The sequence below is a fragment of the Streptomyces sp. NPDC014907 genome (genome assembly GCF_055562975.1).
This window is the reverse complement of record NZ_JBVHEG010000005.1, coordinates 463,547-489,237: the sequence shown is the minus strand read 5'-3', so window position 1 is coordinate 489,237 and position 25,691 is coordinate 463,547. Positions and strand designations below refer to the sequence as shown.

At 72.2% G+C, this 25,691-nt stretch carries 26 protein-coding genes; 1 reads left to right on the top strand and 25 read right to left on the bottom strand.

Annotated elements, in window-relative coordinates; genetic code table 11:
* Positions 1 to 60 precede the first annotated feature (60 nt).
* The 13 genes from metK to pyrR form a co-directional block, all read right to left on the bottom strand.
* The gene (gene metK / locus ACZ3IL_RS17430; RefSeq protein ID WP_467391243.1) at positions 61 to 1,269 is read right to left on the bottom strand and encodes a methionine adenosyltransferase; all 1,209 of its coding nucleotides are present in this window, start codon (positions 1,267 to 1,269) and stop codon (positions 61 to 63) included.
* 276 nt (positions 1,270 to 1,545) lie between these two features.
* On the bottom strand, positions 1,546 to 2,757 hold the full coding sequence (gene coaBC, locus ACZ3IL_RS17425) for a bifunctional phosphopantothenoylcysteine decarboxylase/phosphopantothenate--cysteine ligase CoaBC (RefSeq protein ID WP_467391241.1): 1,212 nt from the start codon (positions 2,755 to 2,757) through the stop codon (positions 1,546 to 1,548).
* 115 nt (positions 2,758 to 2,872) lie between these two features.
* Positions 2,873 to 3,145: a DNA-directed RNA polymerase subunit omega gene (rpoZ, locus tag ACZ3IL_RS17420; protein ID WP_005319902.1), complete on the bottom strand. Its 273-nt coding sequence runs from the start codon at positions 3,143 to 3,145 to the stop codon at positions 2,873 to 2,875.
* A 53-nt stretch (positions 3,146 to 3,198) separates the two neighbouring features.
* Complete coding sequence (gmk, locus tag ACZ3IL_RS17415) at positions 3,199 to 3,771, bottom strand: guanylate kinase (RefSeq protein WP_467391239.1); 573 nt, start codon at positions 3,769 to 3,771, stop codon at positions 3,199 to 3,201.
* 72 nt (positions 3,772 to 3,843) lie between these two features.
* Complete coding sequence (locus tag ACZ3IL_RS17410) at positions 3,844 to 4,167, bottom strand: integration host factor (protein ID WP_467391237.1); 324 nt, start codon at positions 4,165 to 4,167, stop codon at positions 3,844 to 3,846.
* A 328-nt stretch (positions 4,168 to 4,495) separates the two neighbouring features.
* Complete coding sequence (gene pyrF, locus ACZ3IL_RS17405) at positions 4,496 to 5,338, bottom strand: orotidine-5'-phosphate decarboxylase (RefSeq protein ID WP_467391235.1); 843 nt, start codon at positions 5,336 to 5,338, stop codon at positions 4,496 to 4,498.
* Positions 5,335 to 6,444, bottom strand: a complete 1,110-nt coding sequence (locus tag ACZ3IL_RS17400) for a quinone-dependent dihydroorotate dehydrogenase (RefSeq protein WP_467391233.1) — start codon at positions 6,442 to 6,444, stop codon at positions 5,335 to 5,337. The genes pyrF and ACZ3IL_RS17400 overlap by 4 nt, the downstream gene beginning before the upstream one ends.
* Before the next feature lie 79 nt (positions 6,445 to 6,523).
* The gene (gene carB, locus ACZ3IL_RS17395; RefSeq protein ID WP_467391231.1) at positions 6,524 to 9,832 is read right to left on the bottom strand and encodes a carbamoyl-phosphate synthase large subunit; all 3,309 of its coding nucleotides are present in this window, start codon (positions 9,830 to 9,832) and stop codon (positions 6,524 to 6,526) included.
* Positions 9,825 to 10,973 carry a glutamine-hydrolyzing carbamoyl-phosphate synthase small subunit gene (carA, locus tag ACZ3IL_RS17390; protein ID WP_467391229.1) on the bottom strand — a complete coding sequence of 383 codons (1,149 nt, stop codon included), beginning with the start codon at positions 10,971 to 10,973 and terminating at the stop codon, positions 9,825 to 9,827. Before carA ends, carB begins: the two co-directional genes overlap by 8 nt.
* Positions 10,970 to 11,554: a PH-like domain-containing protein gene (locus tag ACZ3IL_RS17385; protein ID WP_467391227.1), complete on the bottom strand. Its 585-nt coding sequence runs from the start codon at positions 11,552 to 11,554 to the stop codon at positions 10,970 to 10,972. Before ACZ3IL_RS17385 ends, carA begins: the two co-directional genes overlap by 4 nt.
* Positions 11,551 to 12,837, bottom strand: coding sequence for a dihydroorotase (locus ACZ3IL_RS17380; RefSeq protein ID WP_467391225.1), 1,287 nt, complete (start codon positions 12,835 to 12,837; stop codon positions 11,551 to 11,553). The genes ACZ3IL_RS17385 and ACZ3IL_RS17380 overlap by 4 nt, the downstream gene beginning before the upstream one ends.
* 2 nt (positions 12,838 to 12,839) lie before the next feature.
* On the bottom strand, positions 12,840 to 13,829 hold the full coding sequence (locus tag ACZ3IL_RS17375) for an aspartate carbamoyltransferase catalytic subunit (protein ID WP_467391223.1): 990 nt from the start codon (positions 13,827 to 13,829) through the stop codon (positions 12,840 to 12,842).
* 85 nt (positions 13,830 to 13,914) lie between these two features.
* Positions 13,915 to 14,493, bottom strand: a complete 579-nt coding sequence (gene pyrR / locus ACZ3IL_RS17370; RefSeq protein WP_467391221.1) for a bifunctional pyr operon transcriptional regulator/uracil phosphoribosyltransferase PyrR — start codon at positions 14,491 to 14,493, stop codon at positions 13,915 to 13,917.
* A 244-nt stretch (positions 14,494 to 14,737) separates the two neighbouring features.
* On the opposite strand from pyrR, the gene bldD reads away from it, so the two are divergent.
* A complete protein-coding gene (gene bldD / locus ACZ3IL_RS17365; RefSeq protein ID WP_005319862.1) occupies positions 14,738 to 15,238 on the top strand; it encodes a transcriptional regulator BldD in 501 nt (166 codons plus the stop codon).
* 180 nt (positions 15,239 to 15,418) lie between these two features.
* Here bldD and nusB read toward each other — a convergent pair whose 3' ends face one another.
* From nusB to ruvX, 12 genes are all read right to left on the bottom strand, one after another.
* Positions 15,419 to 15,856 carry a transcription antitermination factor NusB gene (gene nusB, locus ACZ3IL_RS17360; protein ID WP_467391218.1) on the bottom strand — a complete coding sequence of 146 codons (438 nt, stop codon included), beginning with the start codon at positions 15,854 to 15,856 and terminating at the stop codon, positions 15,419 to 15,421.
* A 2-nt stretch (positions 15,857 to 15,858) separates the two neighbouring features.
* Entirely contained in the window at positions 15,859 to 16,425 is a 567-nt protein-coding gene (gene efp / locus ACZ3IL_RS17355; RefSeq protein ID WP_467391216.1) for an elongation factor P, read from the bottom strand.
* Between the two features lie 49 nt (positions 16,426 to 16,474).
* Complete coding sequence (locus tag ACZ3IL_RS17350) at positions 16,475 to 17,587, bottom strand: aminopeptidase P family protein (protein WP_467391214.1); 1,113 nt, start codon at positions 17,585 to 17,587, stop codon at positions 16,475 to 16,477.
* A 65-nt stretch (positions 17,588 to 17,652) separates the two neighbouring features.
* Positions 17,653 to 18,642 (bottom strand): AAA family ATPase, encoded by a 990-nt coding sequence (locus tag ACZ3IL_RS17345; protein WP_467391212.1) that lies wholly within the window; start codon positions 18,640 to 18,642, stop codon positions 17,653 to 17,655.
* Between the two features lie 123 nt (positions 18,643 to 18,765).
* A complete protein-coding gene (gene aroQ, locus ACZ3IL_RS17340; RefSeq protein ID WP_467391210.1) occupies positions 18,766 to 19,221 on the bottom strand; it encodes a type II 3-dehydroquinate dehydratase in 456 nt (151 codons plus the stop codon).
* Positions 19,218 to 20,315 (bottom strand): 3-dehydroquinate synthase, encoded by a 1,098-nt coding sequence (gene aroB / locus ACZ3IL_RS17335; RefSeq protein WP_467391208.1) that lies wholly within the window; start codon positions 20,313 to 20,315, stop codon positions 19,218 to 19,220. The genes aroQ and aroB overlap by 4 nt, the downstream gene beginning before the upstream one ends.
* Positions 20,312 to 20,833 carry a shikimate kinase gene (locus ACZ3IL_RS17330; protein ID WP_467391206.1) on the bottom strand — a complete coding sequence of 174 codons (522 nt, stop codon included), beginning with the start codon at positions 20,831 to 20,833 and terminating at the stop codon, positions 20,312 to 20,314. The genes aroB and ACZ3IL_RS17330 overlap by 4 nt, the downstream gene beginning before the upstream one ends.
* Positions 20,830 to 22,014, bottom strand: coding sequence for a chorismate synthase (aroC, locus tag ACZ3IL_RS17325; RefSeq protein ID WP_467391204.1), 1,185 nt, complete (start codon positions 22,012 to 22,014; stop codon positions 20,830 to 20,832). The genes ACZ3IL_RS17330 and aroC overlap by 4 nt, the downstream gene beginning before the upstream one ends.
* A 112-nt stretch (positions 22,015 to 22,126) precedes the next feature.
* The gene (locus ACZ3IL_RS17320) at positions 22,127 to 22,366 is read right to left on the bottom strand and encodes a hypothetical protein (protein WP_467391202.1); all 240 of its coding nucleotides are present in this window, start codon (positions 22,364 to 22,366) and stop codon (positions 22,127 to 22,129) included.
* Positions 22,367 to 22,417: 51 nt separating this feature from the next.
* Entirely contained in the window at positions 22,418 to 23,260 is an 843-nt protein-coding gene (locus ACZ3IL_RS17315; protein WP_467391200.1) for a shikimate dehydrogenase, read from the bottom strand.
* Positions 23,241 to 25,124 (bottom strand): endolytic transglycosylase MltG, encoded by a 1,884-nt coding sequence (gene mltG, locus ACZ3IL_RS17310; RefSeq protein WP_467391198.1) that lies wholly within the window; start codon positions 25,122 to 25,124, stop codon positions 23,241 to 23,243. The genes ACZ3IL_RS17315 and mltG overlap by 20 nt, the downstream gene beginning before the upstream one ends.
* 102 nt (positions 25,125 to 25,226) lie before the next feature.
* Complete coding sequence (gene ruvX / locus ACZ3IL_RS17305) at positions 25,227 to 25,691, bottom strand: Holliday junction resolvase RuvX (protein WP_467391347.1); 465 nt, start codon at positions 25,689 to 25,691, stop codon at positions 25,227 to 25,229.

The window sequence follows — 25,691 nt, the reverse complement described above, 5'->3', positions numbered from 1 at the left end:
GGACGGACCGGAGCCCGGCACCCCCTGGGGGTGCCGGGCTCCGTCGCGTGCTTCCGGGGTCTACAGACCGGCGGCCTTCTTGAGGGCGTCGACGCGGTCGGTGCGCTCCCAGGTGAAGTCGGGCAGCTCACGGCCGAAGTGACCGTAGGCCGCGGTCTGCGCGTAGATCGGGCGCAGCAGGTCCAGATCACGGATGATCGCGGCCGGACGCAGGTCGAAGACCTCCCCGATCGCGTTCTCGATCCGCTCCGGCTCCACCGTGTGGGTCCCGAAGGTCTCCACGAACAGACCCACCGGCTCGGCCTTGCCGATCGCGTAGGCGACCTGCACCTCGCAGCGCGCCGCCAGACCCGCGGCCACCACGTTCTTGGCCACCCAGCGCATCGCGTAGGCCGCCGAGCGGTCCACCTTCGAGGGGTCCTTGCCCGAGAACGCGCCACCACCGTGCCGGGCCATCCCGCCGTAGGTGTCGATGATGATCTTCCGGCCGGTCAGACCCGCGTCGCCCATCGGCCCGCCGATCTCGAAACGCCCCGTCGGGTTCACCAGCAGCCGGTAGCCCTCGGTGTCCAGCTTGATGCCGTCCTCCACCAGCCCCGCCAGCACGTGCTCGACCACGAACTCACGGATGTCCGGCGCCAGCAGCGACTCCAGATCGATGTCACTGGCGTGCTGCGAGGACACCACCACCGTGTCCAGACGCACCGCCTTGTCACCGTCGTACTCGATGGTGACCTGCGTCTTGCCGTCCGGACGCAGATAGGGAATCGTCCCGTTCTTGCGGACCTCGGTCAGCCGGCGCGAGAGCCGGTGCGCCACGTGCACCGGCAACGGCATCAGCTCCGGCGTCTCGTCCGACGCGTAACCGAACATCAGACCCTGGTCACCGGCCCCCTGCCGGTCCAGCTCGTCCTCGTCGCCCTCCACCCGCTTCTCGTAGGCGGTGTCCACGCCCTGCGCGATGTCCGGCGACTGCGACCCGATGGACACCGACACGCCGCACGAAGCGCCGTCGAAGCCCTTCTTCGAGGAGTCGTAACCGATCTCCAGGATCTTGTTGCGCACCAGGGTGGGAATGTCCGCCCACGCCTTGGTGGTCACCTCACCGGCGACATGCACCAGACCGGTCGTGATCAGCGTCTCGACCGCCACGCGCGAGGTCGGGTCCTCACGCAGCAACGCGTCGAGAATGGTGTCGCTGATCTGGTCAGCGATCTTGTCGGGATGCCCCTCGGTGACGGACTCCGAGGTGAACAGACGACGGGACACAACGCTCCCTGGGGTTGCAGCGGCTGCTGGCTACTCTGGCTCGGACCGGCAGGGGGCTGCGCCCCTCGACGTTCCGCGAACAGTCTATCGGTCGTGGTCGGGCAATGGACCAGGTGTCTCGCCCGGCGGATGCCCTCGGGTTTCGGAACCGATCCCCGGCGGGGCCGCCGTGCCCGCGCCGGCGGGACGCGAATCACCCGGGAGGAGGCGCTTTCCGCCTCCTCCCGGGTGAAGCGGGGCGGCGGCGCGCCACGTGACGGAAAGCTCCGGTCCGTCTCAGACTGTGGGACGCAGCCGGGGCAGGACCAGGTCCCAGACCGTCTCGGCGAGCGCTTCCTTCGGCCCGTGGGGCACGGGGGTCTCGGTGCCGTCCGCGGCGAGGACCACGGCCTCGTTCTCCTCGGAGCCGAAGGTCTTGCGCTCCCCCACCTCGTTGACGACGAGGAGGTCGCACCCCTTGCGGCGCAGCTTCTCGCGTCCGTTGGCGAGGACGTCGTCGGTCTCGGCGGCGAAGCCGACGACCACCTGGCCGGGCAGGGCCCGGTCCGCGGCCAGCCCGGCGAGGATGTCGGGGTTGCGGACGAGTTCGACGACGGGGGCGCCGTCGTCGTCCTTCTTCTTGATCTTGCCGGGGGCGTAGACGGCGGGGCGGAAGTCGGCGACGGCGGCGGCCATGACCACCGCGTCGGCGTCGGCGACGGCCTCGACGACGGCCTCGCGGAGCTGGAGGGCGGTGCCGACGTGGACGACGTCGACGCCGGCCGGGTCGGGGAGGCCGGTGTTGGCCTCGACGAGGGTGACCCTGGCGCCCCGGGCGGCGGCGGCGCGGGCGAGGGCGTAGCCCTGCTTCCCGGAGGAGCGGTTGCCCAGGTAGCGGACGGGGTCGAGGGGTTCGCGGGTGCCGCCCGCGCTGACCACGACGTGGCGGCCGGCGAGGTCGGGGACGGTGGCGCCCCGGGCGAGGACGCGGCGGCAGACCTCGAAGATCTCGCCGGGGTCGGGGAGCCGGCCCTTGCCGGTGTCGACGCCGGTGAGGCGGCCGACGGCGGGTTCGACGACGACGGCGCCGCGGCGGCGCAGGGTCGCCACGTTCTCCCGGGTCGCCGGGTGCTCCCACATCTCGGTGTGCATGGCGGGGGCGAAGACGACGGGACAGCGCGCGGTGAGCAGCGTGTTGGTGAGGAGGTCGTCGGCGAGGCCGTGGGCGGCCTTGGCGAGCATGTCGGCGGTGGCGGGGGCGACGACGACGAGGTCGGCGTTCTGGCCGATCCGCACGTGCGGCACCTCGTGGACGGACTCCCACACCTCGGTGGAGACGGGGTTGCCGGAGAGCGCCGACCAGGTGGCGGCTCCGACGAAGTGCAGCGCGGACTCGGTCGGCACGACCCGGACGTCGTGGCCCGACTCGGTGAGCCGGCGGAGCAGCTCGCACGCCTTGTAGGCGGCGATCCCGCCGGTGACGCCCAGAACGACCTTCGGCTTTGCCACGACTTCCACGACTCCCCGCACTCGGACGCTTATGGCTCCATGAGACACCACGGGCCCGGCGGATGTTCCGCCGGGCCCGTGGTGACACGTCTTACAAGCGCTGTGCGCTTCCTGCTTACTGCGCGGGGCCCTCGATGGCCTCGGACGTCAGCAGGCCCGCGTTGATCTCGCGCAGGGCGATCGAGAGCGGCTTCTCGTGGACGTGGGTGTCGACGAGCGGACCCACGTACTCCAGCAGGCCCTCGCCGAGCTGGGAGTAGTACGCGTTGATCTGACGCGCGCGCTTGGCCGCGTAGATCACGAGGCTGTACTTCGAGTCCGTGGCCTCGAGCAGCTCGTCGATCGGCGGGTTGATGATGCCCTCGGGCGCGGTGATGGAAGAGGACACGCTCTACCTTCCGAAGATGGAAAAAGATCAGACAAGCCGTTGGGAACCGGGGATCATTCCCCAGAAGTCAACAGCATCAACGTTAGCAGCTCGCGGGCCACGTCCTCGACGGAGGTGTTGACGAGGGTGGTGTCGAACTCCGACTCGGCGGCCAGCTCGACCTTCGCGGCGCCCAGGCGGCGCTCGATGACCTCGGGCGACTCGGTGCCGCGGCCGGTGAGGCGGCGGACCAGCTCCTCCCAGCTCGGCGGGGCCAGGAAGACCAGCTGGGACTCCGGCATGGAGTCCTTGACCTGGCGGGCGCCCTGGAGGTCGATCTCCAGGAGAACCGGTTCGCCGGAGTCCAGGCGGTCGAGGACGGCGCCGCGCGGGGTGCCGTAGCGGTTGCCCGCGAACTCGGCCCACTCGAGGAGCTCACCGTTGGCGATCAGCTTGTCGAATTCGTCGTCCGTCACGAAGAAGTAGTGGACGCCGTGCTTCTCGCCGGGGCGCGGCTTCCGCGTCGTCGCCGACACCGAGAGCCAGACCTCGGGGTGGACCTTGCGCATATGCGCGACGACCGTGCTCTTGCCGACCCCTGAGGGGCCGGAGAGCACGGTCAGCCGCGGACGTACCTCTGCTGCCATGCGGCGATTATTCCAGTGGTTCACCCCTGCTTGCGCGGGGAGGACGCCGCATGCCCGGAATGACCGGGAAGGTCAGGCTTTGGTGGAGCCGAATTCCCGCTCGAGGGAAGCGATCTGGTTGGAGCCCAGACCGCGCACCCGGCGGCTCTCGGAGATGCCGAGCCGCTCCATGATCTGCTTGGCGCGGACCTTGCCCACGCCCGGCAGGGACTCCAGGAGCGCGGAGACCTTCATCTTGCCGATGACGTCGTTCTCCTGGCCGGTCTTGATGACCTCCTGGAGGGAGGCTCCGGAGTGCTTGAGTCGATTCTTGACCTCGGCCCGCTCCCGGCGAGCCGCGGCGGCCTTCTCGAGCGCGGCAGCGCGCTGTTCAGGGGTAAGGGGCGGAAGAGCCACGCCTACGTCACCTCGGATGTCGATCTGTCGGATACGGACCGGTGAGGAACCAGTGCCCCACACCAGTGGAGCGACACCCAGCGGAGTGGCCGCTGAACGCCTGCTCTGCCCCGGAGACTAGCGGCCGAGGCCGCTCCAGTCAGCGAGAAAGAAGGAAAAGTCCTGGTCAGCATCGCTCGACCAGGACTTTTCCGGCATAACGACCCGGTTTTGAGCCAAGTTTTCGTCAAGGAGCGGAACGACCGGGCGGAACCTCCCCCGCCCCCGCCCCCGGCCCGGACCCGATCCGCTCCGACCTGCGGATTGACCGGCGGGGGCCGGGCGGAGGCTACGCGACGACGGCCGCGCGGATCTCGTCCGCGTACCGGAGCGCCGCGTCCCGCAGGGCGGTCGCGTCCGGACCGTGCCGCAGGACCCCCCGGCTGACGTTCGGGACGACGTTGCGGACCGCCGCGCCGAAGACGGCCGGGAGGTCGGCGGGGGTCGCACCCTGGGCGCCGATGCCGGGGGCGAGGAGCGGACCGTTGATGTCCAGGTCGAAGGAGGACAGGTCCCCGAGGGTGGCGCCCACGACCGCGCCGAAGGAGCCCATGGGGGTCTCCCCCGCGTTCTCCCCGGCGAGGTGGGCGAGCATGGTCGCGCCGATGGTGCGGCCGTCCTCGCGGACCGCCCGCTGGACCTCGCCGCCCTCCGGGTTGGAGGTCAGGGCCAGGACGAAGAGGCCGGCGCCGGACTTCCGGGCCAGGTCGACGGCCGGCTTCAGGGAGCCGTAGCCGAGGTACGGGGAGACCGTGAGCGCGTCGGAGAAGAGCGGGGAGTCCTCGCGCAGGAAGGCCTCGGCGTAGGCGGCCATGGTGGAGCCGATGTCGCCGCGCTTGGCGTCCATGACGACCAGGCCGCCCGCCGCGCGCAGGTCGGAGACGGCGCGCTCCAGGACGGCGACGCCGCGCGAGCCGAAGCGCTCGAAGAAGGCGGACTGGGGCTTGAAGACGGCCACGGTGCCCGCGAGGGCCTCGACGACGGTGAAGGTGAAGCGCTCCAGGCCGGCGATGTCGTCGCCGAGGCCCCAGGAGTCGAGCAGGGCGGCGTGCGGGTCGATGCCGACGCAGAGCGGGCCGCGCTCGTCCATGGCGGAGCGCAGACGGGTGCCGAAGGAGGGGGGCGGGGTCACTGGGCGGCCTTTCGGTTGTCGGCGCCGACGGCCTCGGCGAGGGTGGCGTACGGGGAGGCCGCGAGGCGCGCGGCGAGACCCTTGTGGATCGCGCGGGCGTAGAACGGGCCCTCGTAGATGAACGCGCTGTAGCCCTGGACCAGGGTGGCGCCGGCGAGGATGCGCCGCCAGGCGTCCTCGGCGTTCTCGATGCCGCCGACGCCGACGAGGACCAGGCGGTCGCCCACGCGCGCGTGGAGGCGGCGCAGGACGGCGAGGGAGCGCTCCTTGACGGGCGCGCCGGACAGGCCGCCGGTCTCCTCGATCAGCGCGGGGTCGGACTTCAGGCCGAGGCCCTCCCGCGCGATGGTGGTGTTGGTGGCGATGATGCCGTCGAGGCCGAGCTCCAGGGCGAGGTCGGCGACCGCGTCCACGTCCTCGTCGGCCAGGTCGGGGGCGATCTTGACCAGGAGCGGGACGCGGCGGTCGGTGACCGCGCGGTCGGCGGCCTCGCGGACCGCGGTGAGCAGCGGGCGCAGGGACTCGGTGGCCTGGAGGTTGCGCAGGCCCGGGGTGTTCGGGGAGGAGACGTTGACGACGAGGTAGTCGGCGTGCGCGGCGAGGCGCTCGGTGGACTTCACGTAGTCGGCGGCGGCCTCGGCCTCGGGAACGGCCTTGGTCTTGCCGATGTTGACGCCGACGACCGTCCGGAAGACGGGGTTGCGGGCGGCCAGGCGGGCGGCGACGGCGGCGGAGCCCTCGTTGTTGAAGCCCATGCGGTTGATCAGGGCGCGGTCCGGGACGAGCCGGAAGAGGCGCTTCTTGGGGTTGCCGGGCTGGGCCTCCCCGGTGACGGTGCCGATCTCGACGTGGTCGAAGCCGAGCATCGCCATGCCGTCGACGGCCACGGCGTTCTTGTCGAAGCCCGCGGCGAGACCGAAGGGGCCGTGCATGCGCAGGCCCATGGCCTCGGTGCGCAGCGCCTCGTACCGGGGGGCGAGGGCGGCGGCCACGAAGGTGCGGAGCACCGGGACGCGGGCGGCCAGGCGGATCCAGCGGAAGGCCAGGTGGTGGGCCTGCTCGGGATCCATCCGCTTGAAGACCAGGTGGAAGAACAGCTTGTACATCGTCCGAAATATCCCTTGTTCGGTCATGAAGAGGGGGACACCGCGCGGTGGCCGGTGTCCCCCTTCTCCGTACGGGCTGCTAGTCGCGGGCCGCGACGAGGTGCTCGGCGTGCTCCTGGAGGGAGCGCACGCCGACACCGCCGTGGTGGAGCGCGTCGATGCCCTGGACGGCCGCGGCGAGCGCCTGGACCGTGGTCAGGCACGGGACGCCGCGCGCCACGGCCGCCGTACGGATCTCGTAGCCGTCGAGGCGGCCGCCGGTGCCGTACGGGGTGTTGACGATGAGGTCGACCTCGCCGTCGTGGATGAGCTGGACGACGGTCTTCTCGCCGTTCTCGCCCTCCCCCTCGCTGAGCTTGCGCACGACCGTGGCGTTGATGCCGTTGCGCTTGAGGACCTCGGCGGTGCCGGAGGTGGCCAGCAGTTCGAAGCCGTGGGCGACGAGTTCGCGGGCCGGGAAGATCATCGAGCGCTTGTCGCGGTTGGCGACCGAGATGAACGCGCGGCCCTTGGTGGGCAGCGGGCCGTAGGCGCCGGCCTGCGACTTGGCGTAGGCCGTGCCGAAGACCGCGTCGATGCCCATGACCTCGCCGGTGGAGCGCATCTCCGGGCCGAGGACGGTGTCCACGCCGCGGCCGTGCACGTCGCGGAAGCGCGACCACGGCATCACGGCCTCCTTGACGGAGATCGGCGCGTCGAGCGGCAGGGTGCCGCCGTCGCCGTTCTTCGGCAGCAGGCCCTCGGCGCGCAGTTCGGCGACGGTGGCGCCGAGCGAGATGCGGGCGGCGGCCTTCGCGAGCGGCACGGCGGTCGCCTTCGAGGTGAAGGGGACAGTCCGGGAGGCGCGCGGGTTGGCCTCCAGGACGTACAGGATGTCGCCGGCCATCGCGAACTGGATGTTGATCAGGCCGCGGACGCCGACGCCCTTGGCGATGGCCTCGGTGGAGGCCCGCAGCCGCTTGACGTCGTGGCCGCCGAGGGTGATCGGGGGCAGGGCGCAGGCCGAGTCGCCGGAGTGGATGCCGGCCTCCTCGATGTGCTCCATGACGCCGCCGAGGTACAGCTCGTGGCCGTCGTAGAGCGCGTCCACGTCGATCTCGATGGCGTCGTCCAGGAAGCGGTCGACCAGGACCGGCCGGGTCGGGCTGATCTCGGTGGACTCGGCGATGTACGACTCCAGGCGGGCCTCGTCGTACACGATCTCCATGCCGCGCCCGCCGAGCACGTACGACGGGCGGACCAGGACGGGGTAGCCGATCTCGTCCGCGATGGCCTTGGCGCCGGCGAAGGTGGTGGCGGTGCCGTGCTTGGGGGCCGGGAGGCCCGCCTCGGCGAGGACCCGCCCGAAGGCGCCGCGGTCCTCGGCGGCGTGGATGGCCTCCGGGGAGGTGCCGACGACCGGCACGCCGTTGTCCTTGAGCGCCTGGGCGAGACCCAGCGGGGTCTGGCCGCCGAGCTGGACGACGACACCGGCGACGGGGCCGGCGAGCGTCTCGGCGTGGACGATCTCCAGGACGTCCTCCAGGGTGAGCGGCTCGAAGTAGAGCCGGTCGGAGGTGTCGTAGTCGGTGGAGACGGTCTCCGGGTTGCAGTTGACCATCACGGTCTCGTAGCCCGCGTCGCTCAGGGCGAAGGAGGCGTGGACGCAGGAGTAGTCGAACTCGATGCCCTGGCCGATGCGGTTCGGGCCGGAGCCCAGGATGATCACGGCGGGCTTCTCGCGCGGCGCGACCTCGCTCTCCTCGTCGTAGGACGAGTAGAAGTACGGGGTTTTGGCGGCGAACTCGGCGGCGCAGGTGTCGACCGTCTTGTAGACCGGGCGGACGCCGAGGGCGTGCCGGACCTCGCGGACGACGTCCTCGCGCAGGCCGCGGATCTCCGCGATCTGGGCGTCGGAGAAGCCGTGGCGCTTGGCCTCGGCCAGGATCTCCGGGTCGAGCTTCTCGGCGGCGGCCAGCTCGTCGGCGATCTCCTTGATCAGGAAGAGCTGGTCCACGAACCACGGGTCGATCCTCGTGGCGTCGAAGACCTCCCGCGGGGTGGCCCCGGCGCGGATGGCGGCCATGACGGTGTTGATCCGGCCGTCGGTCGGGCGGACGGCCTCGCGCAGCAGTTCGTCCTTGTCGCCGGGGTCGCCCACGAAGGTGAACTGCGAGCCCTTCTTCTCCAGGGAGCGCAGGGCCTTCTGGAGCGCCTCGGTGAAGTTGCGGCCGATCGCCATGGCCTCGCCGACCGACTTCATGGTGGTGGTCAGCGTGGAGTCGGCGGCGGGGAACTTCTCGAAGGCGAAGCGCGGGGCCTTGACGACGACGTAGTCGAGGGTGGGCTCGAAGGACGCCGGGGTCTTCTCCGTGATGTCGTTCGGGATCTCGTCCAGCGTGTAGCCGACGGCGAGGCGGGCCGCGATCTTGGCGATCGGGAAGCCGGTCGCCTTGGAGGCGAGCGCCGAGGAGCGGGAGACGCGCGGGTTCATCTCGATGACGATGATCCGGCCGTCGGCCGGGTCGATCGCGAACTGGATGTTGCAGCCGCCGGTGTCGACGCCGACCTCGCGGATGATCGCGATGCCGATGTCGCGCAGCCGCTGGTACTCGCGGTCGGTGAGCGTCATCGCCGGGGCGACGGTGATCGAGTCGCCGGTGTGGACGCCCATCGGGTCGAAGTTCTCGATGGAGCAGACGACCACGACGTTGTCGTTCTTGTCGCGCATCAGCTCCAGCTCGTACTCCTTCCAGCCGAGGATGGACTCCTCCAGGAGCACCTCGGTGGTGGGCGAGAGCGTGAGGCCCTGGCCGGCGATGCGGCGCAGTTCCTCCTCGTCGTGGGCGAAGCCGGAGCCGGCGCCGCCCATGGTGAAGGAGGGGCGGACGACGACGGGGTAGCCGCCGAGCGTCTCGACGCCCGCGAGGACGTCGTCCATGGAGTGGCAGATGACCGAGCGCGCGGACTCGCCGTAGCCGATCTTGGCCTTGACGGCCTCCACGACGCCCTTGAAGAGGTCGCGGTCCTCGCCCTTGTGGATGGCCTCGACGTTGGCGCCGATGAGCTCGACGCCGTACTTCTCCAGGACGCCCTGCTCGTGCATGGAGATCGCGGTGTTGAGCGCGGTCTGGCCGCCGAGGGTGGGCAGGAGGGCGTCGGGGCGCTCCTTGGCGATGATCTTCTCGACGAACTCGGGGGTGATCGGCTCGACGTACGTGGCGTCGGCGATCTCCGGGTCGGTCATGATCGTGGCCGGGTTGGAGTTGACCAGGATCACCCGCAGGCCCTCGGACTTGAGGACGCGGCACGCCTGGGTGCCGGAGTAGTCGAACTCGGCGGCCTGGCCGATGACGATCGGGCCGGAGCCGATGACCAGGACGGACTGGATATCGGTGCGCTTAGGCACGCTCGGCCTCCATGAGGGTCACGAAGCGGTCGAAGAGGTACGCGGCGTCGTGCGGGCCCGCAGCCGCCTCGGGGTGGTACTGGACGGAGAAGGCCGGCCGGTCGAGCAGCCGGAGGCCCTCCACGACGTTGTCGTTCAGGCACACGTGGGAGACCTCGGCACGCCCGAAGGGGGTGTCGGAGACCTCGTCGAGGGGGGCGTCCACGGCGAAGCCGTGGTTGTGCGCGGTGACCTCGACCTTGCCGGTGGTGCGGTCCTGGACCGGCTGGTTGATGCCGCGGTGGCCGTACTTCAGCTTGTAGGTGCCGAAGCCGAGGGCGCGGCCCAGGATCTGGTTGCCGAAGCAGATGCCGAAGAGCGGCGTCCTCCGCTCCAGGACGGCGCGCATCAGGGCGACGGGGCCGTCGGCGGTGGCCGGGTCGCCGGGGCCGTTGGAGAAGAACACCCCGTCGGGCCGGACGGCGTAGACGTCCTCGGCGGTGGCGGTGGCGGGCAGCACGTGGACCTCGATGCCGCGCTCGGCCATCCGGTGCGGGGTCATGCCCTTGATGCCGAGGTCGACGGCGGCGACGGTGAACTTCTTCTCGCCGATCGCGGGGACGACGTACGCCTCCTTGGTGGCGACCTCGGCGGAGAGGTCCGCGCCCTTCATCCCGGGCTGCGCCCTGACCTTGTCCAGCAGGGCCTCGTCGCGGACGCCGGTCCAGGAGGCGCCGGAGAAGATGCCGACGCGCATGGCGCCGCGCTCGCGCAGGTGGCGGGTGAGGGCGCGGGTGTCGACGCCGGAGATGCCGACGACGCCCTGGCGCTCCAGCTCCTCGTCGAGGGAGCGGCGGGCGCGCCAGTTGGAGGAGACGCGGGCGGGGTCGCGGACGACGTAGCCGGAGACCCAGATGCGGCCGGACTCGGGGTCCTCGTCGTTGACGCCGGTGTTGCCGACGTGGGGGGCGGTCATGACCACGACCTGGCGGTGGTACGACGGGTCGGTGAGGGTCTCCTGGTAGCCGGTCATGCCCGTGGAGAACACGGCCTCGCCGAAGGTCTCCCCCACGGCCCCGTAGGCGCGGCCGCGGAAGATGCGGCCGTCCTCCAGGACGAGTACGGCGGGAGCCTTGGCGGCTCCCCTGGTGGAGGTGGTCATCGTGCGCCTTCCGTTGCGTTGGTCATGGAGGTGACGGTCTCGACCCAGGCGGCGTGCTCCGCCGCGCGGTCGGACCGGAAGCCGGAGTCGAGGAGTTCGCCGCCGTGCTCCCAGGTGATGATCAGGAGCCCGCCCTCGGTGAGGACCTTGCCGGCGATGCCCTTGTCGAGGCGGGCCCCGCGCAGGGCCCCGGCCGGGACGAAGAAGTCGTTCGCCCCGGGGCGCACGACCGCGATCCCGGCGTCGGTGAGCGTGAGCTCGGCGCGGCTGCGGACGCCCAGGCCGTGGGCGACGATCCGGTCGAGCCACTGCCCCGCGGTGGTGGAGCCGTGGTAGCGCCCGACGAGGGTCAGTCTCGCCCCGCCGGTCCGCTCCGGCACCCCGGGCAGTTCGGGGAGGGAGGACTGGAGGCTGCCGCGCCACTTCCACCCCTGGCGCATCAGCCAGTACACGAAGGCGATGAAGAGCAGCAGTCCGGCGACCCAGCCGAGCCGTCCGGCCCAGTCGGTCACCTCCGCCGACTCCCGGTCGGCCGCCTCCGCGGCGATGGCCCCTGCGGCGATTGCGATGAGTGGTGTCACGCCAGTTTCCCGTCCACGACCGTTGCCCGGCCCCGCAGGAAGGTGTGGGTGACGCGTCCCGGCAGCTCGCGCCCCTCGTACGGGGTGTTGCGGCTGCGGGAGGCGAAGTCCGCGGGGTCCACGACTCCACGGTAAGCCGGATCGACCAGGGTCAGGTTCGCGGGCTCACCGGCTGAGACGGGACGCCCGTGTCCCCCGGCCCGGCCGATGCGGGCGGGGGCGAAGGACATGCGGTCGGCGACGCCGGCCCAGTCGAGGAGGCCGGTCTCGACCATCGTCCGCTGGACGACGGAGAGCGCGGTCTCCAGGCCGACCATGCCCATGGCGGCGGCGGCCCACTCGCAGTCCTTGTCCTCGTGGGGGTGCGGGGCGTGGTCGGTGGCGACGATGTCGATCGTGCCGTCGGCCAGCGCCTCGCGGAGCGCGAGGACGTCCTTCTCGGTGCGCAGCGGCGGGTTGACCTTGTAGACCGGGTTGTACGAGCGGACCAGCTCGTCCGTGAGGAGGAGGTGGTGCGGGGTGACCTCGGCGGTGACGTCGATGCCGCGGGACTTGGCCCAGCGGACGATCTCGACGGAGCCGGCGGTGGAGAGGTGGCAGATGTGGACGCGGGAGCCGACGTGCTCGGCGAGGAGGACGTCGCGGGCGATGATCGACTCCTCGGCGACGGCGGGCCAGCCCCCGAGGCCGAGCTCGGCGGAGACGACGCCCTCGTTCATCTGGGCGCCCTCGGTGAGGCGGGGCTCCTGGGCGTGCTGGGCGACGACGCCGCCGAAGGCCTTCACGTACTCCAGGGCGCGGCGCATGATCACCGCGTCGTCGACGCACTTGCCGTCGTCGGAGAAGACGGTGACGCCGGCGGCGGAGTCGTGCATGGCGCCCAGCTCGGCGAGCTTCTTGCCCTCCAGGCCGACGGTGACGGCGCCGATGGGCTGCACGTCGCAGTAGCCGGACTCCTTGCCGAGCCGGTAGACCTGCTCGACGACGCCGGCGGTGTCGGCGACCGGGTGGGTGTTGGCCATGGCGAAGACGGCGGTGTAGCCGCCGGCGGCGGCGGCGCGGGTGCCGGTGAGGACGGTCTCGGAGTCCTCGCGGCCGGGCTCGCGCAGGTGGGTGTGGAGGTCGACCAGGCCGGGCAGGAGGATCTGCCCGCCGGCCTCGACCACGGTCGCGCCCTCGGCGGACAGGCCCGTACCGACCTCGGCGATCGTCTCGCCGTCGATCAGGACGTCCCGGACCTCGCCGCCCAGCGGCTTCGCACCGCGGATCAGGGTCTTGCTCATGGTTACTTGTTCTCCTCGGTGCGCGCGGCGGGGGTGGTGGTGACGGCGGGCTCGGAGCCGCCAAGGAGCAGATAGAGGACGGCCATGCGGACGGACACGCCGTTGGCGACCTGTTCGACGACCGTGCAGCGGTCGGAGTCGGCGACCTCGGCGGTGATCTCCATGCCGCGGACCATGGGGCCGGGGTGCATCACGACGGCGTGTTCGGGCATCTTCGCCATCCGCTCGCCGTCGAGGCCGTAGCGGCGCGAGTACTCGCGCTCGGTGGGGAAGAAGGCGGCGTTCATCCGCTCGCGCTGCACGCGCAGCATCATCACCGCGTCGGACTTCGGCAGCACGGCGTCGAGGTCGTACGAGATCTCGCAGGGCCAGGTCTCGACGCCGACGGGGACCAGGGTGGGCGGGGCCACCAGGGTGACCTCGGCGCCGAGGGTGTGCAGCAGGTCGACGTTGGAGCGGGCGACGCGGCTGTGGAGGACGTCGCCGACGATCGTGATGCGCCGTCCGGCCAGGTCCCGGCCGAGCCCGGCGTCCCGGCCGACGAGGCGGCGGCGCATGGTGAAGGCGTCCAGGAGGGCCTGGGTGGGGTGCTGGTGGGTGCCGTCGCCGGCGTTGACGACGGGGGCGTCGATCCAGCCGGAGGTGGCGAGGCGGTACGGGGCGCCGGAGGCGCCGTGCCGGATGACGACCGCGTCGACGCCCATGGCCTCCAGGGTCTGGGCGGTGTCCTTGAGGGACTCGCCCTTGGAGACGCTGGAGCCCTTGGCCGCGAAGTTGATCACGTCGGCGGAGAGGCGCTTCTCGGCGGCCTCGAAGGAGATCCGGGTCCGGGTGGAGTCCTCGAAGAAGAGGTTGCAGATGGTGCGGCCGCGCAGGGTCGGCAGCTTCCTGATGGGCCGGTCGGCCACCCGGGCCATCTCCTCGGCGGTGTCGAGGATCAGTACGGCGTCGTCGCGGGTGAGGTCGGCGGCCGAGATGAGGTGACGCATCATCGGGGGTTCTCTCCGTGGTGGGGAGGCGTGAGGGCATGCGGGGGCGCAGGGGGGTGCCCCGGCCCCGGCGGGAAAGCCGGTCCGGCTAGGAGGCGGGCCTGGTGCCGAGCAGGACGGTGTCGCGACCGTCCTCCTCGGCGAGCAGGACCTTGACCGTCTCCCGCAGCGACGTGGGGAGGTTCTTGCCGACGTAGTCGGCGCGGATGGGCAGCTCGCGGTGGCCGCGGTCGACGAGGACGGCGAGCTGGACGGCACGGGGGCGGCCGATGTCGCCGAGGGCGTCGAGGGCGGCGCGGATGGTCCGGCCGGAGAAGAGGACGTCGTCCACGAGGACGACGAGGCGTCCGTCGATCCCGTCTCCGGGGATCTCGGTGCGGCCGAGGGCGCGGGCGGGCTTCAGGCGCAGGTCGTCCCGGTACATGGTGATGTCGAGGGAGCCGACGGGGACCTGGGCGCCGGTGATGGCGGCGAGCTTCTCGGCGAGCCGGCGGGCGAGGAAGACGCCGCGGGTGGGGATGCCGAGGAGAATCACGTCGTCGGCGCCCTTGGCGCGTTCGACGATCTCGTGGGCGATGCGGGTGAGGACCCGCGCGATGTCGGGGCCTTCGAGAACGGGCCGCGCGTCGTCGCCGTACTGCTGCTGGGTGTCCAGCCGGGTGTCCATGAGAAACGGACCTCCTTCTCCGCCTCACGGGACGGCTCTTAAAGGACGTCTGACTTGCGCGTCAACTCTACCAGGGGTGGTGCGGCGCTCCTCGCGCACCCCCGGCGCTCCCCCGGGCGCCGTCCCCCGGGAGAGGGCGGTACGGACCTTTCGGCTTGACGGGTGGGTGTAACGCTGCGTAACCTCACAGTGAGTTACCAGCCGCGCGGCGCAGCCGCATGTCGTCACAGCGTCCGGGAGCGTTATGTCCAGCGAATACGCAAAGCAGCTCGGGGCCAAACTCCGTGCCATCCGCACTCAGCAGGGTCTCTCGCTCCACGGGGTGGAGGAGAAGTCCCAGGGCCGTTGGAAGGCCGTGGTGGTCGGCTCGTACGAGCGCGGCGACCGCGCCGTGACCGTGCAGCGCCTTGCCGAGCTGGCCGACTTCTACGGGGTGCCGGTGCAGGAGCTCCTGCCGGGCACCACGCCGGGCGGGGCCGCCGAGCCGCCGCCGAAGCTGGTCCTGGACCTGGAGCGCCTGGCCCACGTCCCGCAGGAGAAGGCCGGCCCCCTCCAGCGCTACGCGGCGACGATCCAGTCGCAGCGCGGCGACTACAACGGCAAGGTGCTGTCGATCCGCCAGGACGACCTGCGCACCCTCGCCGTCATCTACGACCAGTCCCCCTCGGTCCTCACCGAGCAGCTGATCAGCTGGGGCGTGCTGGACGCGGACGCGCGGCGCGCGGTCGCCCACGAGGAGAGCTGACCCCTTCCGGGGCCCGCAGAAACGTACCGCCGGGGCCCGTGGACGTCATCGACGTCCACGGGCCCCGTGGCGTTCCGGCCCCGCGCGAACGTCCCGGGGGTACGCCGAAGGGCCCGCGGCACTCGGTGCCGCGGGCCCTTCGGCCGCCGGAACGCGACGGACTCGGAGGTTCGCGTGGACTCAGACGTCCGCGTCCCGGCGCAGGCGCGGCTTCAGGTCCTTGAAGCGCGCCAGCAGGCCGTTGACGAAGGCCGGGGACTCGTCGGTGGAGAACTCCTTGGCGAGCTGCACCGCCTCGTCGATCGCGACCGCGTCCGGCGTACCGTCCTCCCAGATCAGCTCGTACGCGCCGAGGCGCACGATGTTCCGGTCGGCGGCGGGCATCCGGTCGAGGTCCCAGTCCACCGCGTAGGTGGCGATGAGCTCGTCGATCCGCGCCACGTGGGACGCGTACCCCTCCACCAGCTGCATGGTGAACTCGTTCACCGGCGGCTGCCGGTCGTCCGACCGGGCGTGCCGGACCTGGTCCGCGAGGACCTCCTGGACGGAGGCGCGGCGCTGGTCGGCCTCGAAGAGGATCTGGAAGGCGCGCTTGCGGGCCTTGCTCCGGGCGGCCACGGTTAGTCGTTCACCCGGCCGAGGTAGTCGCTGGTGCGCGTGTCGACCTTGATCTTCTCACCGGTGGTGATGAAGAGGGGCACCTGGATCTCGTGACCGGTCTCCAGCGTGGCGGGCTTGGTGCCGCCGGTGGAGCGGTCGCCCTGGACGCCCGGGTCCGTGTGCTGGATCGTCAGCACGACGGCGGCCGGCAGCTCGACGTAGAGCACCGAGCCCTCGTGCTGCGCGACGGAGGCGGTGAAGCCCTCGACGAGGAAGTTGGCGGCGTCGCCGACGGCCTTGCGGTCGACGTGCAGCTGGTCGTAGGTCTCCATGTCCATGAAGACGAAGTAGTCGCCGTCCATGTAGGAGAACTGCATGTCACGGCGGTCGATGGTGGCCGTTTCGACCTTCACGCCCGCGTTGAAGGTCTTGTCGACGACCTTGCCGGACAGCACGTTCTTGAGCTTGGTGCGCACGAAGGCCGGGCCCTTGCCGGGCTTGACGTGCTGGAACTCGACGACGGACCAGAGCTGGCCGCCTTCGAGCTTGAGCACCATGCCGTTCTTGAGGTCGTTCGTGGAAGCCACGGTTGCGGAATCTCCTGGACTGACGTGGGACCGGGGAGGCGTACGCGCCTCACAGCGCGAGCAGCTCCTTGGTCGTGATGGTGAGTAGCTCGGGTCCGCCGTCCGCCTCCTGGCGCACGACGAGCGTGTCATCGATCCGGACTCCGCCCCGGCCCGGGAGGTGGACCCCCGGTTCGACGGTGACCGGCACACAAGCGTCCAGTTTACCCATGGCCGAGGGCGACAACTGCGGGTCCTCGTCGATTTCGAGCCCCACCCCGTGCCCGGTGAGGGGTACGGCGGCCTCCGCGTGCCCCGCCGCCTTCAGTATCCGGCGGGCCGCCCGGTCCACGTCCCGGTACTCGGCGCCCGGCACCAGGGCCTCCCGTCCGGCCCGCTGAGCGGCGAAGACGACCTCGTACAGCTCGATCTGCCAGTCGGCGGGAGCCGTTCCGATGACGAAGGTGCGGCCGATCTCGCACCGGTAGCCGCGGTAGTCGGCGCCGAGGCAGACGGAGAGGAAATCGCCCTCCTCGACCCGGCGGTCGGTGGGCCGGTGGCCCCGGCGCCCCGAGTGCGGGCCGGTCGCCACCGAGGTGGGGAAGGCGGCCCCGTCGGCGCCGTGGTCGACGAGCCGGCGCTCCAGCTCCAGGGCGAGGTGGCGCTCGGTCCGTCCCACCAGGATCGATTCCAGGAGCTCCCCGAGGGCCTGGTCGGTGATCTCGGCGGCGATCCTCAGGCAGGCGATCTCGTCCTCGTCCTTGACGATCCTGAGCTGCTCCACGGCGCAGGCGAGGTCGGTGAGGCGCGGTCCGGGCGCGACGGCGCCCATGGCCCGGTGCCGGGCGACCGTCAGGTGGTGCTCCTCGACGGCGAGCGCGTCGGCGCCCGCCCGGCGGGCGAGGTCGACGGCCGTCACGGCCGGGTCCCCTCCCCCGGTGGGCAGGACCTGCTGCCGGAGCAGTTCGTCGATCCGCCCGTCCGCCGGTTCGTCCCCGGGCGCGACGGGGCGGAGCAGGACGTCCGCCTCCGGCTCCGGGCCGACGAGCAGGACGGACCCCGGCGGGGAACCGCCCGCGAGGTAGCGGACGTTGGCGGGGCGGGAGACCAGGGCCGCCGGGCTGCCCGCGGCCGCGCACCGGTCGCGCAGCCGTACACGGCGGTCCGCATACACCTCTGACATGCCCCGAGCCTACGAGGGCCGGGCCGCGGCGGCCTGTTCAGGGCGGCCGACCGGGCGGACCCCGGTCACCAGGCGGGCGGGCTCGCGATCGCGCGGGCGAGGACGTCGTCCAGGACGCGGGCGGTGGTCTCGACGTCGTACGCGGAGTTGTCGATGATCGGCAGGCCCGAGCCGTACCAGCCGGCCATCCGGCCGTGGATGGCGGCGACCTCCTCGTCCGAGAGGCGCCGGTTGCCGCTGCGCTCGGCGTTGCGCTCCAGGACGACCTCCAGGCCGGGCAGGAGGACGACGGGCAGCAGGCCGGGTCCGACGTGCCGCTTCCAGCCGCCGAGGCCGACGACGGGCCGGTCCGGGAAGACCGCGTCGTCGACGATGCAGGAGATCCCGTTGGCGAGGAAGTTGCGCGCGGCGAAGCCGCAGGTGCGGCGGGCGAGCCGGTACTGCGCCTCGGAGTGCTCGTTCCACCCGGACTGGGGGTCGGCGAAGCCGGAGCAGACCCACTCGCGGACGTCGTCCAGGCTGATGTGGGCGGTGGGCACGCGACGGCGCCGCGCCCAGTGCCGGGCGACGGTCGTCTTGCCGGCGCCGGCCGGTCCTATCAGCAGCACGGCGAGGGTCGCGGCACCGGTCCCCGCGCCGTGCTCCGCGGCGGGCGCGGGAGGCGACGGCGGGACCTGGCCGGTGAGGTCGCCGTGGTGCGGCGGCGCGGCGGGGTGGTGCGGGGCCGTGGCGGGAGGCTGCTGCCCGGGGGCGGGGGGCCGGGGGCCCTCGGCCGGGGGCGGTCCGCCCGCCGGACGCGGCGGTACGGCGCCGGGGGTGCTCCAGCCCGGCGCGCCGGGCCCCGCGGGCGGCGGGGCGTACGGGGGCCCGGGGACTCCGTCCGGGAGGGCGGGGTGGACGCCGGGGCGGGGGCGGGCGTCCGGCCCCGGGTGGGGGGCGCCCCCCGGTACGGGCGGCTGTCCGCCCCTGATGCCGTCCCCCGCTCCGGGGACGGGGCCGGGCGCCCCGCCCGGCCGCGCGTGCGGTGGCAGCGGGCCCCCCACTGCGTGCTGCATCCGGTGCCACTCCGTCTCGTACGCCTGATGTCCTCCGGGGCCGGTCGTGTACCCCGGACGGCGGAACGTTACCGCCCCCGGCCCCCACGGGGGGAACGGCCGGGGGCCTCCCCGGGTGCCCCGTCAGCCGGACAGTTCCTCGGCGAGCGCCCGCAGCGCCAGCCGGTAGGAGCCGACGCCGAACCCGGCGACGGTTCCGGTCGCCACGGCCGCGATCACCGAGGTGTGCCGGAACTCCTCGCGGGCGTACGGGTTCGAGATGTGCACCTCGATCAGCGGCGCGGTCCGCTGGGCGGCCGCGTCCCGCATCCCGTACGAGTAGTGCGTGAACGCGCCCGGGTTGACCACCACCGGGACCGAGCCGTCCGCCGCCTCGTGGAGCCAGCGGATCATCTCGCCCTCGTCGTTGGTCTCCCGCACCTCGACGTCGAAGCCGAGTTCCGCCCCGAGGGCGCGGCAGGACTCCACGAGCCCCTTGTAGGAGGTGGCGCCGTAGATGTCGGGCTCGCGGGAGCCGAGCCGGCCCAGGTTCGGGCCGTTCAGCACGAGGACCGGGCGGCCCGGACGCGGCCCGCTCACGCCGACACCTCGCCGTACGCCGCGACCAGGACGGCCGGGTCGGGGCCCTCCAGGACGGTCGGCTTGGCGAGCCCGTCGAGGACGATGAACCGCAGCAGGTCGCCGCGGGACTTCTTGTCGACCCGCATGGTCTCCAGGAGCTTGGGCCACTGGTCGCCGCGGTAGGTGAGCGGCAGGCCGACGGACTCCAGGATCGCGCGGTGCCGGTCTGCGGTGGCGTCGTCCAGGCGGCCGGCGAGGCGGCCGAGTTCGGCGGCGAAGACCATGCCGACGGAGACGGCGGCGCCGTGGCGCCACTTGTAGCGCTCGTTCTTCTCGATGGCGTGGGCGAGGGTGTGGCCGTAGTTGAGGATCTCGCGGCGGCCGGACTCCCTGAGGTCCCCGGAGACCACCTCGGCCTTGACCTCGATCGAGCGGACGAGCAGTTCGGCGGTGTGCGGCCCGGCCGGCGTACGGGCCGCCTCCGGGTCCTCCTCGATGAGGTCGAGGATCACCGGGTCCGCGATGAAGCCGGCCTTGATGATCTCCGCGAGGCCGCTGACGTAGTCGTGCACCGGCAGCGAGTCGAGGGCGGCGAGGTCGCAGAGGACCCCGGCGGGCGGGTGGAAGGCGCCGACGAGGTTCTTGCCCTCGGCGGTGTTGATGCCGGTCTTGCCGCCGACGGCCGCGTCGACCATGGCCAGGACGGTGGTCGGCACGGCGATCCAGCGCACGCCCCGCAGCCAGGTCGCGGCGACGAAGCCGGCCAGGTCGGTGGTGGCGCCGCCGCCGACGCCGACGACGACGTCGGTGCGCGTGAAGCCGGTCTGGCCCAGGGCCTTCCAGCAGTACGCGGCGACCTCGGCGGTCTTGGCCTCCTCGGCGTTCGGCACCTGGATGGCGACCGCCTCGTACCCCTGCTCGGCGAGGTCGGCGCGGAGGGCCTCGCCGGTGCCGGCCAGGGCCTCGGGGTGGATCACGGCGACCCGCTTGGCCCGGTCGCCGATCAGGCCGGGGAGCTCGCCGAGCAGCTGCCGGCCGACCAGCACCTCGTACGGCTCCGTGCCCGCGCTGCCCGCCACGTGGATGCGGGTCACTTCCTGGTCCGTCGTCATGCGTCCTTCTTGAGTTCCAGTGCCGAGAGGACCGCGTCCGCGACCTCCTCGGGGGTGCGGTCGTCGGTGGCGACGACCGCGCGGGCTACTTCGGTGTAGAGGTGGCGGCGCGCCTCCATCAGCTCGCGCCACTGGCGGCGCGGGTTGACGGCGAGCAGCGGCCGCGCGGTGTTGAGGCCGACGCGGCGGACCGCCTCCTCGACGTCCATCGAGAGGTACGCGACGGGCAGCCCGGCGAGCAGGTCCCGGGTGCCGGCGTCGAGGATCGCGCCGCCGCCGAGGGCGAGGACGCCCTCGTGCTCGGCGACGGCGCGGGCGACGGCCGCCCGCTCCAGGGCGCGGAAGTGCTCCTCGCCGTCCTCCACGAAGATGTCGGAGATCTCGCGTCCCTCGGCGGCGACGATGTCGGCGTCGGTGTCCCGGTAGGGCGCGCCCAGCCGCTCGGCCAGGAGCGCGCCCACCGTGGACTTGCCGGAACCCATCGGGCCGACGAGGACGACCAGGGGTCCGGCGGTCACCGGATCTGGAGGTTGTCGAGGTACGACCGCACGTTGCGGCGGGTCTCCGGGACGCTGTCGCCGCCGAACTTCTCCAGGACGGCGTCCGCGAGGACGAGCGCGACCATGGCCTCGGCGACGATGCCGGCGGCGGGGACGGCGCAGACGTCGGAGCGCTGGTGGTGGGCGGCGGCGGCCTCGCCGGTGGCGACGTCGATGGTGGCGAGGGCGCGCGGGACGGTCGCGATGGGCTTCATCGCGGCGCGGACGCGCAGCAGTTCGCCGGTGGTGAGGCCGCCCTCGGTGCCGCCGGAGCGGCCGGAGGCGCGCCTGATGCCGTCCTCGGTGCGGACGATCTCGTCGTGGGCCCTGGAGCCGGGCACGCGGGCGAGGTCGAAGCCGTCGCCGACCTCGACGCCCTTGATGGCCTGGATGCCCATGAGGGCGGCGGCGAGGCGGGCGTCGAGGCGGCGGTCCCAGTGGACGTGGGAGCCGAGGCCGACGGGCACGCCGTACGCCAGGACCTCGACCACGCCGCCGAGGGTGTCGCCGTCCTTGTGGGCCTGGTCGATCTCGGCGACCATCGCCTTCGACGCGTCGGCGTCGAGGCAGCGGACCGGGTCGGCGTCGAGCCTCTCGACGTCGGCGGGGGTGGGGTGGACGCCGTAGGGGGCCTTGGCGGCGGCCAGTTCGACGACGTGGGAGACGATCTCGATGCCGGCGGCCTCCTTGAGGAAGGAGCGGGCGACGGCGCCGAGGGCGACACGGGCGGCGGTCTCGCGGGCGCTGGCGCGCTCCAGGATCGGCCGGGCCTCGTCGAAGCCGTACTTCTGCATGCCGGCCAGGTCGGCGTGGCCGGGGCGGGGGCGGGTCAGGGGCGCGTTGCGGCCCGTCTCCTTGAGTTCCGAGGGGTCGACCGGGTCGGCCGACATGACCTTCTCCCACTTGGGCCACTCGGTGTTGCCGACCATGACGGCGATCGGGGAACCGAGGGAGAGTCCGTGCCGGACGCCGCCCAGGAAGGTGATCTCGTCCTGCTCGAACTTCATCCGGGCGCCGCGTCCGTAACCGAGGCGCCTCCGCGCGAGGTGGTCGGCCACCAGTTCCGTGGTGACCGGGACACCGGCGGGGAGACCCTCGAGGGTCGCGACCAGCGCGGGTCCGTGGGATTCTCCAGCCGTCAGCCAACGCAACCTGCTCAACGATGCTCCTCATGCTCGCGCCTGGCACTGCGACGGCGCGCCCGGGTGCGCGGCCCTGGCCCGCCGTCCCCGATCCTCCCACGCCGGAGCGACCGCCCGGTTGCCGGTCCGGTCAGCGGACAGGGGGCTCGTGCGGCGGAGCGGCCTCCCCGCTCCCGCGGGTGCTCCCCGGGGCGGCGCCGAACCTGTTCCGCCACCAGGAGAGGAGGCCGTACAGGACGGCCGAACCGAAGAGGACGAGGAGGGTGTACCGCGCCCATGCGGGCAGGTCGTCGAGGAACGCCACGGCCAGGAAGCGCATCACGTCGAAGACGGCGTCCCCCTTGGACGCCAGCGCCGTCTCCCCGCTCATGTTCCCCGTTCCCCCCTCGGCGCCGGCCGGTTCCCGGCGCCGGGAGGGAGCTTACCGGGCCGCCAGTGCCCGTTCTCCCGCCGCCCGCATGGCGGCGAGGGGGGCCGGCGCGCGGCCCGTCATCAGCTCGACCTGGAGGACGGCCTGGTGGACCAGGAGGTCGAGGCCGCCGACGACCTTGCCGCCCCGGTCGGACCAGGCGGCGGCCAGCGGGGTCGGCCAGGGGTCGTAGAGGACGTCGAAGAGGGTGCCGACGGTGGCCGGAACGGCGCCCGTCAGGGCGTTCGTCGTCCCGGCGGGGGTGGTCGCGATCACCAGCGGGGCCTCGAAGGCGTCCGCCGCGCGCTCCCAGTCGGCGGTGCGCACGTCCACGCCGAGCCGTTCGCCCCAGCCGCGCATCTCCCCGGCCCGCGCCTCGCTCCGTACGTACGCGGTGACGGGGCCGGCGCAGACGCGGGCGAGGGCGGCGAGCGCGGAGGAGGCGGTGGCGCCGGCGCCGAGGACGGCGGCGGCCTCCACCTTCTCGACGCCCCGCTCGCGCAGGGCGGCGATCATGCCGGGGATGTCGGTGTTGTCGCCGACCCGCCGTCCGTCCTCGCGGAGGACGACGGTGTTGACGGCCTCCACGGACGCGGCCGTGTCGCCGACCTCGTCGAGCAGCGGGATGACCGCCCGCTTGAGCGGCATGGTCAGCGAGAGCCCGGCCCAGCCGCCGCCCAGTCCGTCCAGGAACCCGGGCAGCGCGGCCTCGTCCACCTCGAAGCGCTCGTACGACCAGTCGTCGAGGCCGAGCGCGGCGTACGCGGCGCGGTGCAGGACCGGGGAGAGGGAGTGGGCGATCGGCGAACCGAGGACGGCCGCGCGACGGGCCGTCTCACTGGTTCGTGTGGGCATTGAACTTGTCCCTCAGCTTGTTGTGCTCCGCCAGTGTCTTGGCGAACTCGGTCTTGTTCATGCCGTCCGTGGCCACGAAGTAGATCCAGCCGTCGCTGGTCGGGTTGAGCATGGCGGCGAGGGCCTCGTTGCCCGGGTTGCCGATCGGTCCCGGCGGCAGTCCCTTGTGCACGTACGTGTTGTACGGGTCCTGGTTGCTGTGGGCCTCCTTCTCGGAGATCTTGATCTCGCTCTGTCCCTTCAGGTAGTTCAGGGACGAGTCGAACTGGAGCTTCTGGTTGGTCTCGTGGTTGTCCGGCTTGAGGCGGTTGTAGACCACCTCCGCCATCTTGCGGAAGTCGTCGTGGGTCTTGCCCTCGGCCTGGACCAGGCTCGCGACCGTGACGAGCTCCCACGGTCCCTCGACGCCCAGTTCCTTCGCCTTCCCCTCCAGGCCCAGCTTGGCGTACTCCTGGTTCGCGCGGGTCACCATCTTGCGCAGCGCGTCCTCGGGCTTGGTGCCCTTGGCGACGGGGTAGCTCGCGGGGAAGAGGAATCCTTCCAGCGGGTCCTTGAGCTCGGGGTGCTTCTTGGCCCAGTCGGGCAGCCCCAGGGAGTCCGCCTTCGTGTGGGCGATCTCCTTCGTGGTGCCCGGTTTGAGGCCCAGGCGCTCGTCGAGCTTCTCGTAGACCCAGACGTTGCGCTTGCCCTCCGGAACGACCAGATTGGCCTGGCTCGCCGGATCGAGCATCAGCCTGACCGCGCTCTCCGCCGACATCTCCTTCTTCAGCGTGTAGACGCCCGCCTGGATCGTGTTGCCCTTGGGGTCCTTCTGCTGGGCCGACACGAAGGCGTCGACGCTCTTGACGACGCCCGCCTTCTTCAGGATGTTGCCGATGTCGGAGCCGTAGGAGCCCTTGGGGATCTCGACCTGGACCTCGCCGCTGCCGCTTCCCGCGTAGTCGGGGACCGCGCCGAACTGGCCCTGCCAGAACTTGTAGCCGAAGTACCCGATGCCGCCCACGGTGCCGGTCAGGACGGCCGCGACGACCAGGCAGGCCATGCCGTTCTTGCCCTTGCGCTTCTTCGCCTTGCCCCGGCGTTCGCGGTCGTCGCCGCGGGAGCCGCGGCCGCGCGCCGGCTCCTCGTCGTCGTAGTCGTCGTCGTAGTCGTCCCGGGCGCCCCGGGCGTCACGGCCGTTCCGGCCGTCGCGGTCGTCGTCCTCGCCGGTGAAGAAGGGGTGCTTCTCCTCCTCCGGGTGCTCCTCTTCCTCCGGGGCCCAGTCGATCACCGGCTCCGGCGGGTCCTGCCGGCGGCCGGGGGGCTGGGGCGGGGGGTAGGCCCCGGACGTGCCGTACAGGTCCGGGTCCTGGCCGCCGTACGGATCGGCCGGGGGCGCGCCGTACGCCATCGCCGCCTGGCCCGACTCCCAGCTGCCGTCGTACTGCTGTCCGAGGTGCCCGGGCGTGTCGTACTCGCCCTGCTGCCCCGTCCCGTACTGCTGCTGGTCGTACGCCTGCTGGTACTGCTGTTGGTGCTGCTGCTGATGCTGGGGGTGGTGCTGCTGGTGCTGCTGCTGGTACTGGGGATCGGCGTAGCCCTGCGACTGCTGCTGGTACGGGTACTGCTGCGCCTGCTGCTCGTACTCCCCGTACTGCTGGTAGGGATCGCCCTCGTACCCCTGGCCGCCCTGGCCTCCGTGGGCACCCTGGCCTCCGTGGCCGCCCTGGCCGTACGGGTCCTGGTGGCCCCGGTCCTCGTGGCCGTACTGGTTCGCCTGCTGCGGGTGCGGGTGCTGCTGCCGACCGTCCCACCCCTGGTCCCCGTAGAGCGGGTCCCCGGGGTGCCACGGTTCGGAGCCGGAGCCCCGGCCATACTCAGTCATCGATCCCCAAAACAGCCGCGAGGCTTCCGGACGATCCGCCTCTACGTAGTACGGCAGCTGTTCGAACGCCGCCGTATCGCGCGGAACGTTACCGTATCGCGATCAGATGACCACTTCGACGCCCTCACCGGGCGGATTGCCTGATACCCGTTCGGACTCAAGGGCGTTCTGCAGGATGACCACCGCGGCGGCCTGGTCGATGACGGACCGCCCCTTCTTCGCCTTCACCCCGGAGGCCCGCAGGCCCTGGGTGGCGGTGACCGTGGTCATGCGCTCGTCCACCAGCCGGACCGGGACCGGGGCCACGCCCTTCGCCATCTCCCGGGCGAAGGCGCGGACCTTGGCGGCGGCCGGACCCTCCCGCCCGCTGAGCGAGCGGGGCAGGCCCACGACGACCTCGATCGGCTCGTACTCCTCGACGATCCGGCGGAGCCGCCGGTGGGCGGCCGGGACGTCGCGTCCCGGCACGGTCTCCACCGGCGTGGCGAGGACCCCGTCGGGGTCGCACGAGGCGACCCCGATCCGGGCGTCCCCGACGTCGACCGCGATGCGGCGGCCGCGGCGCAT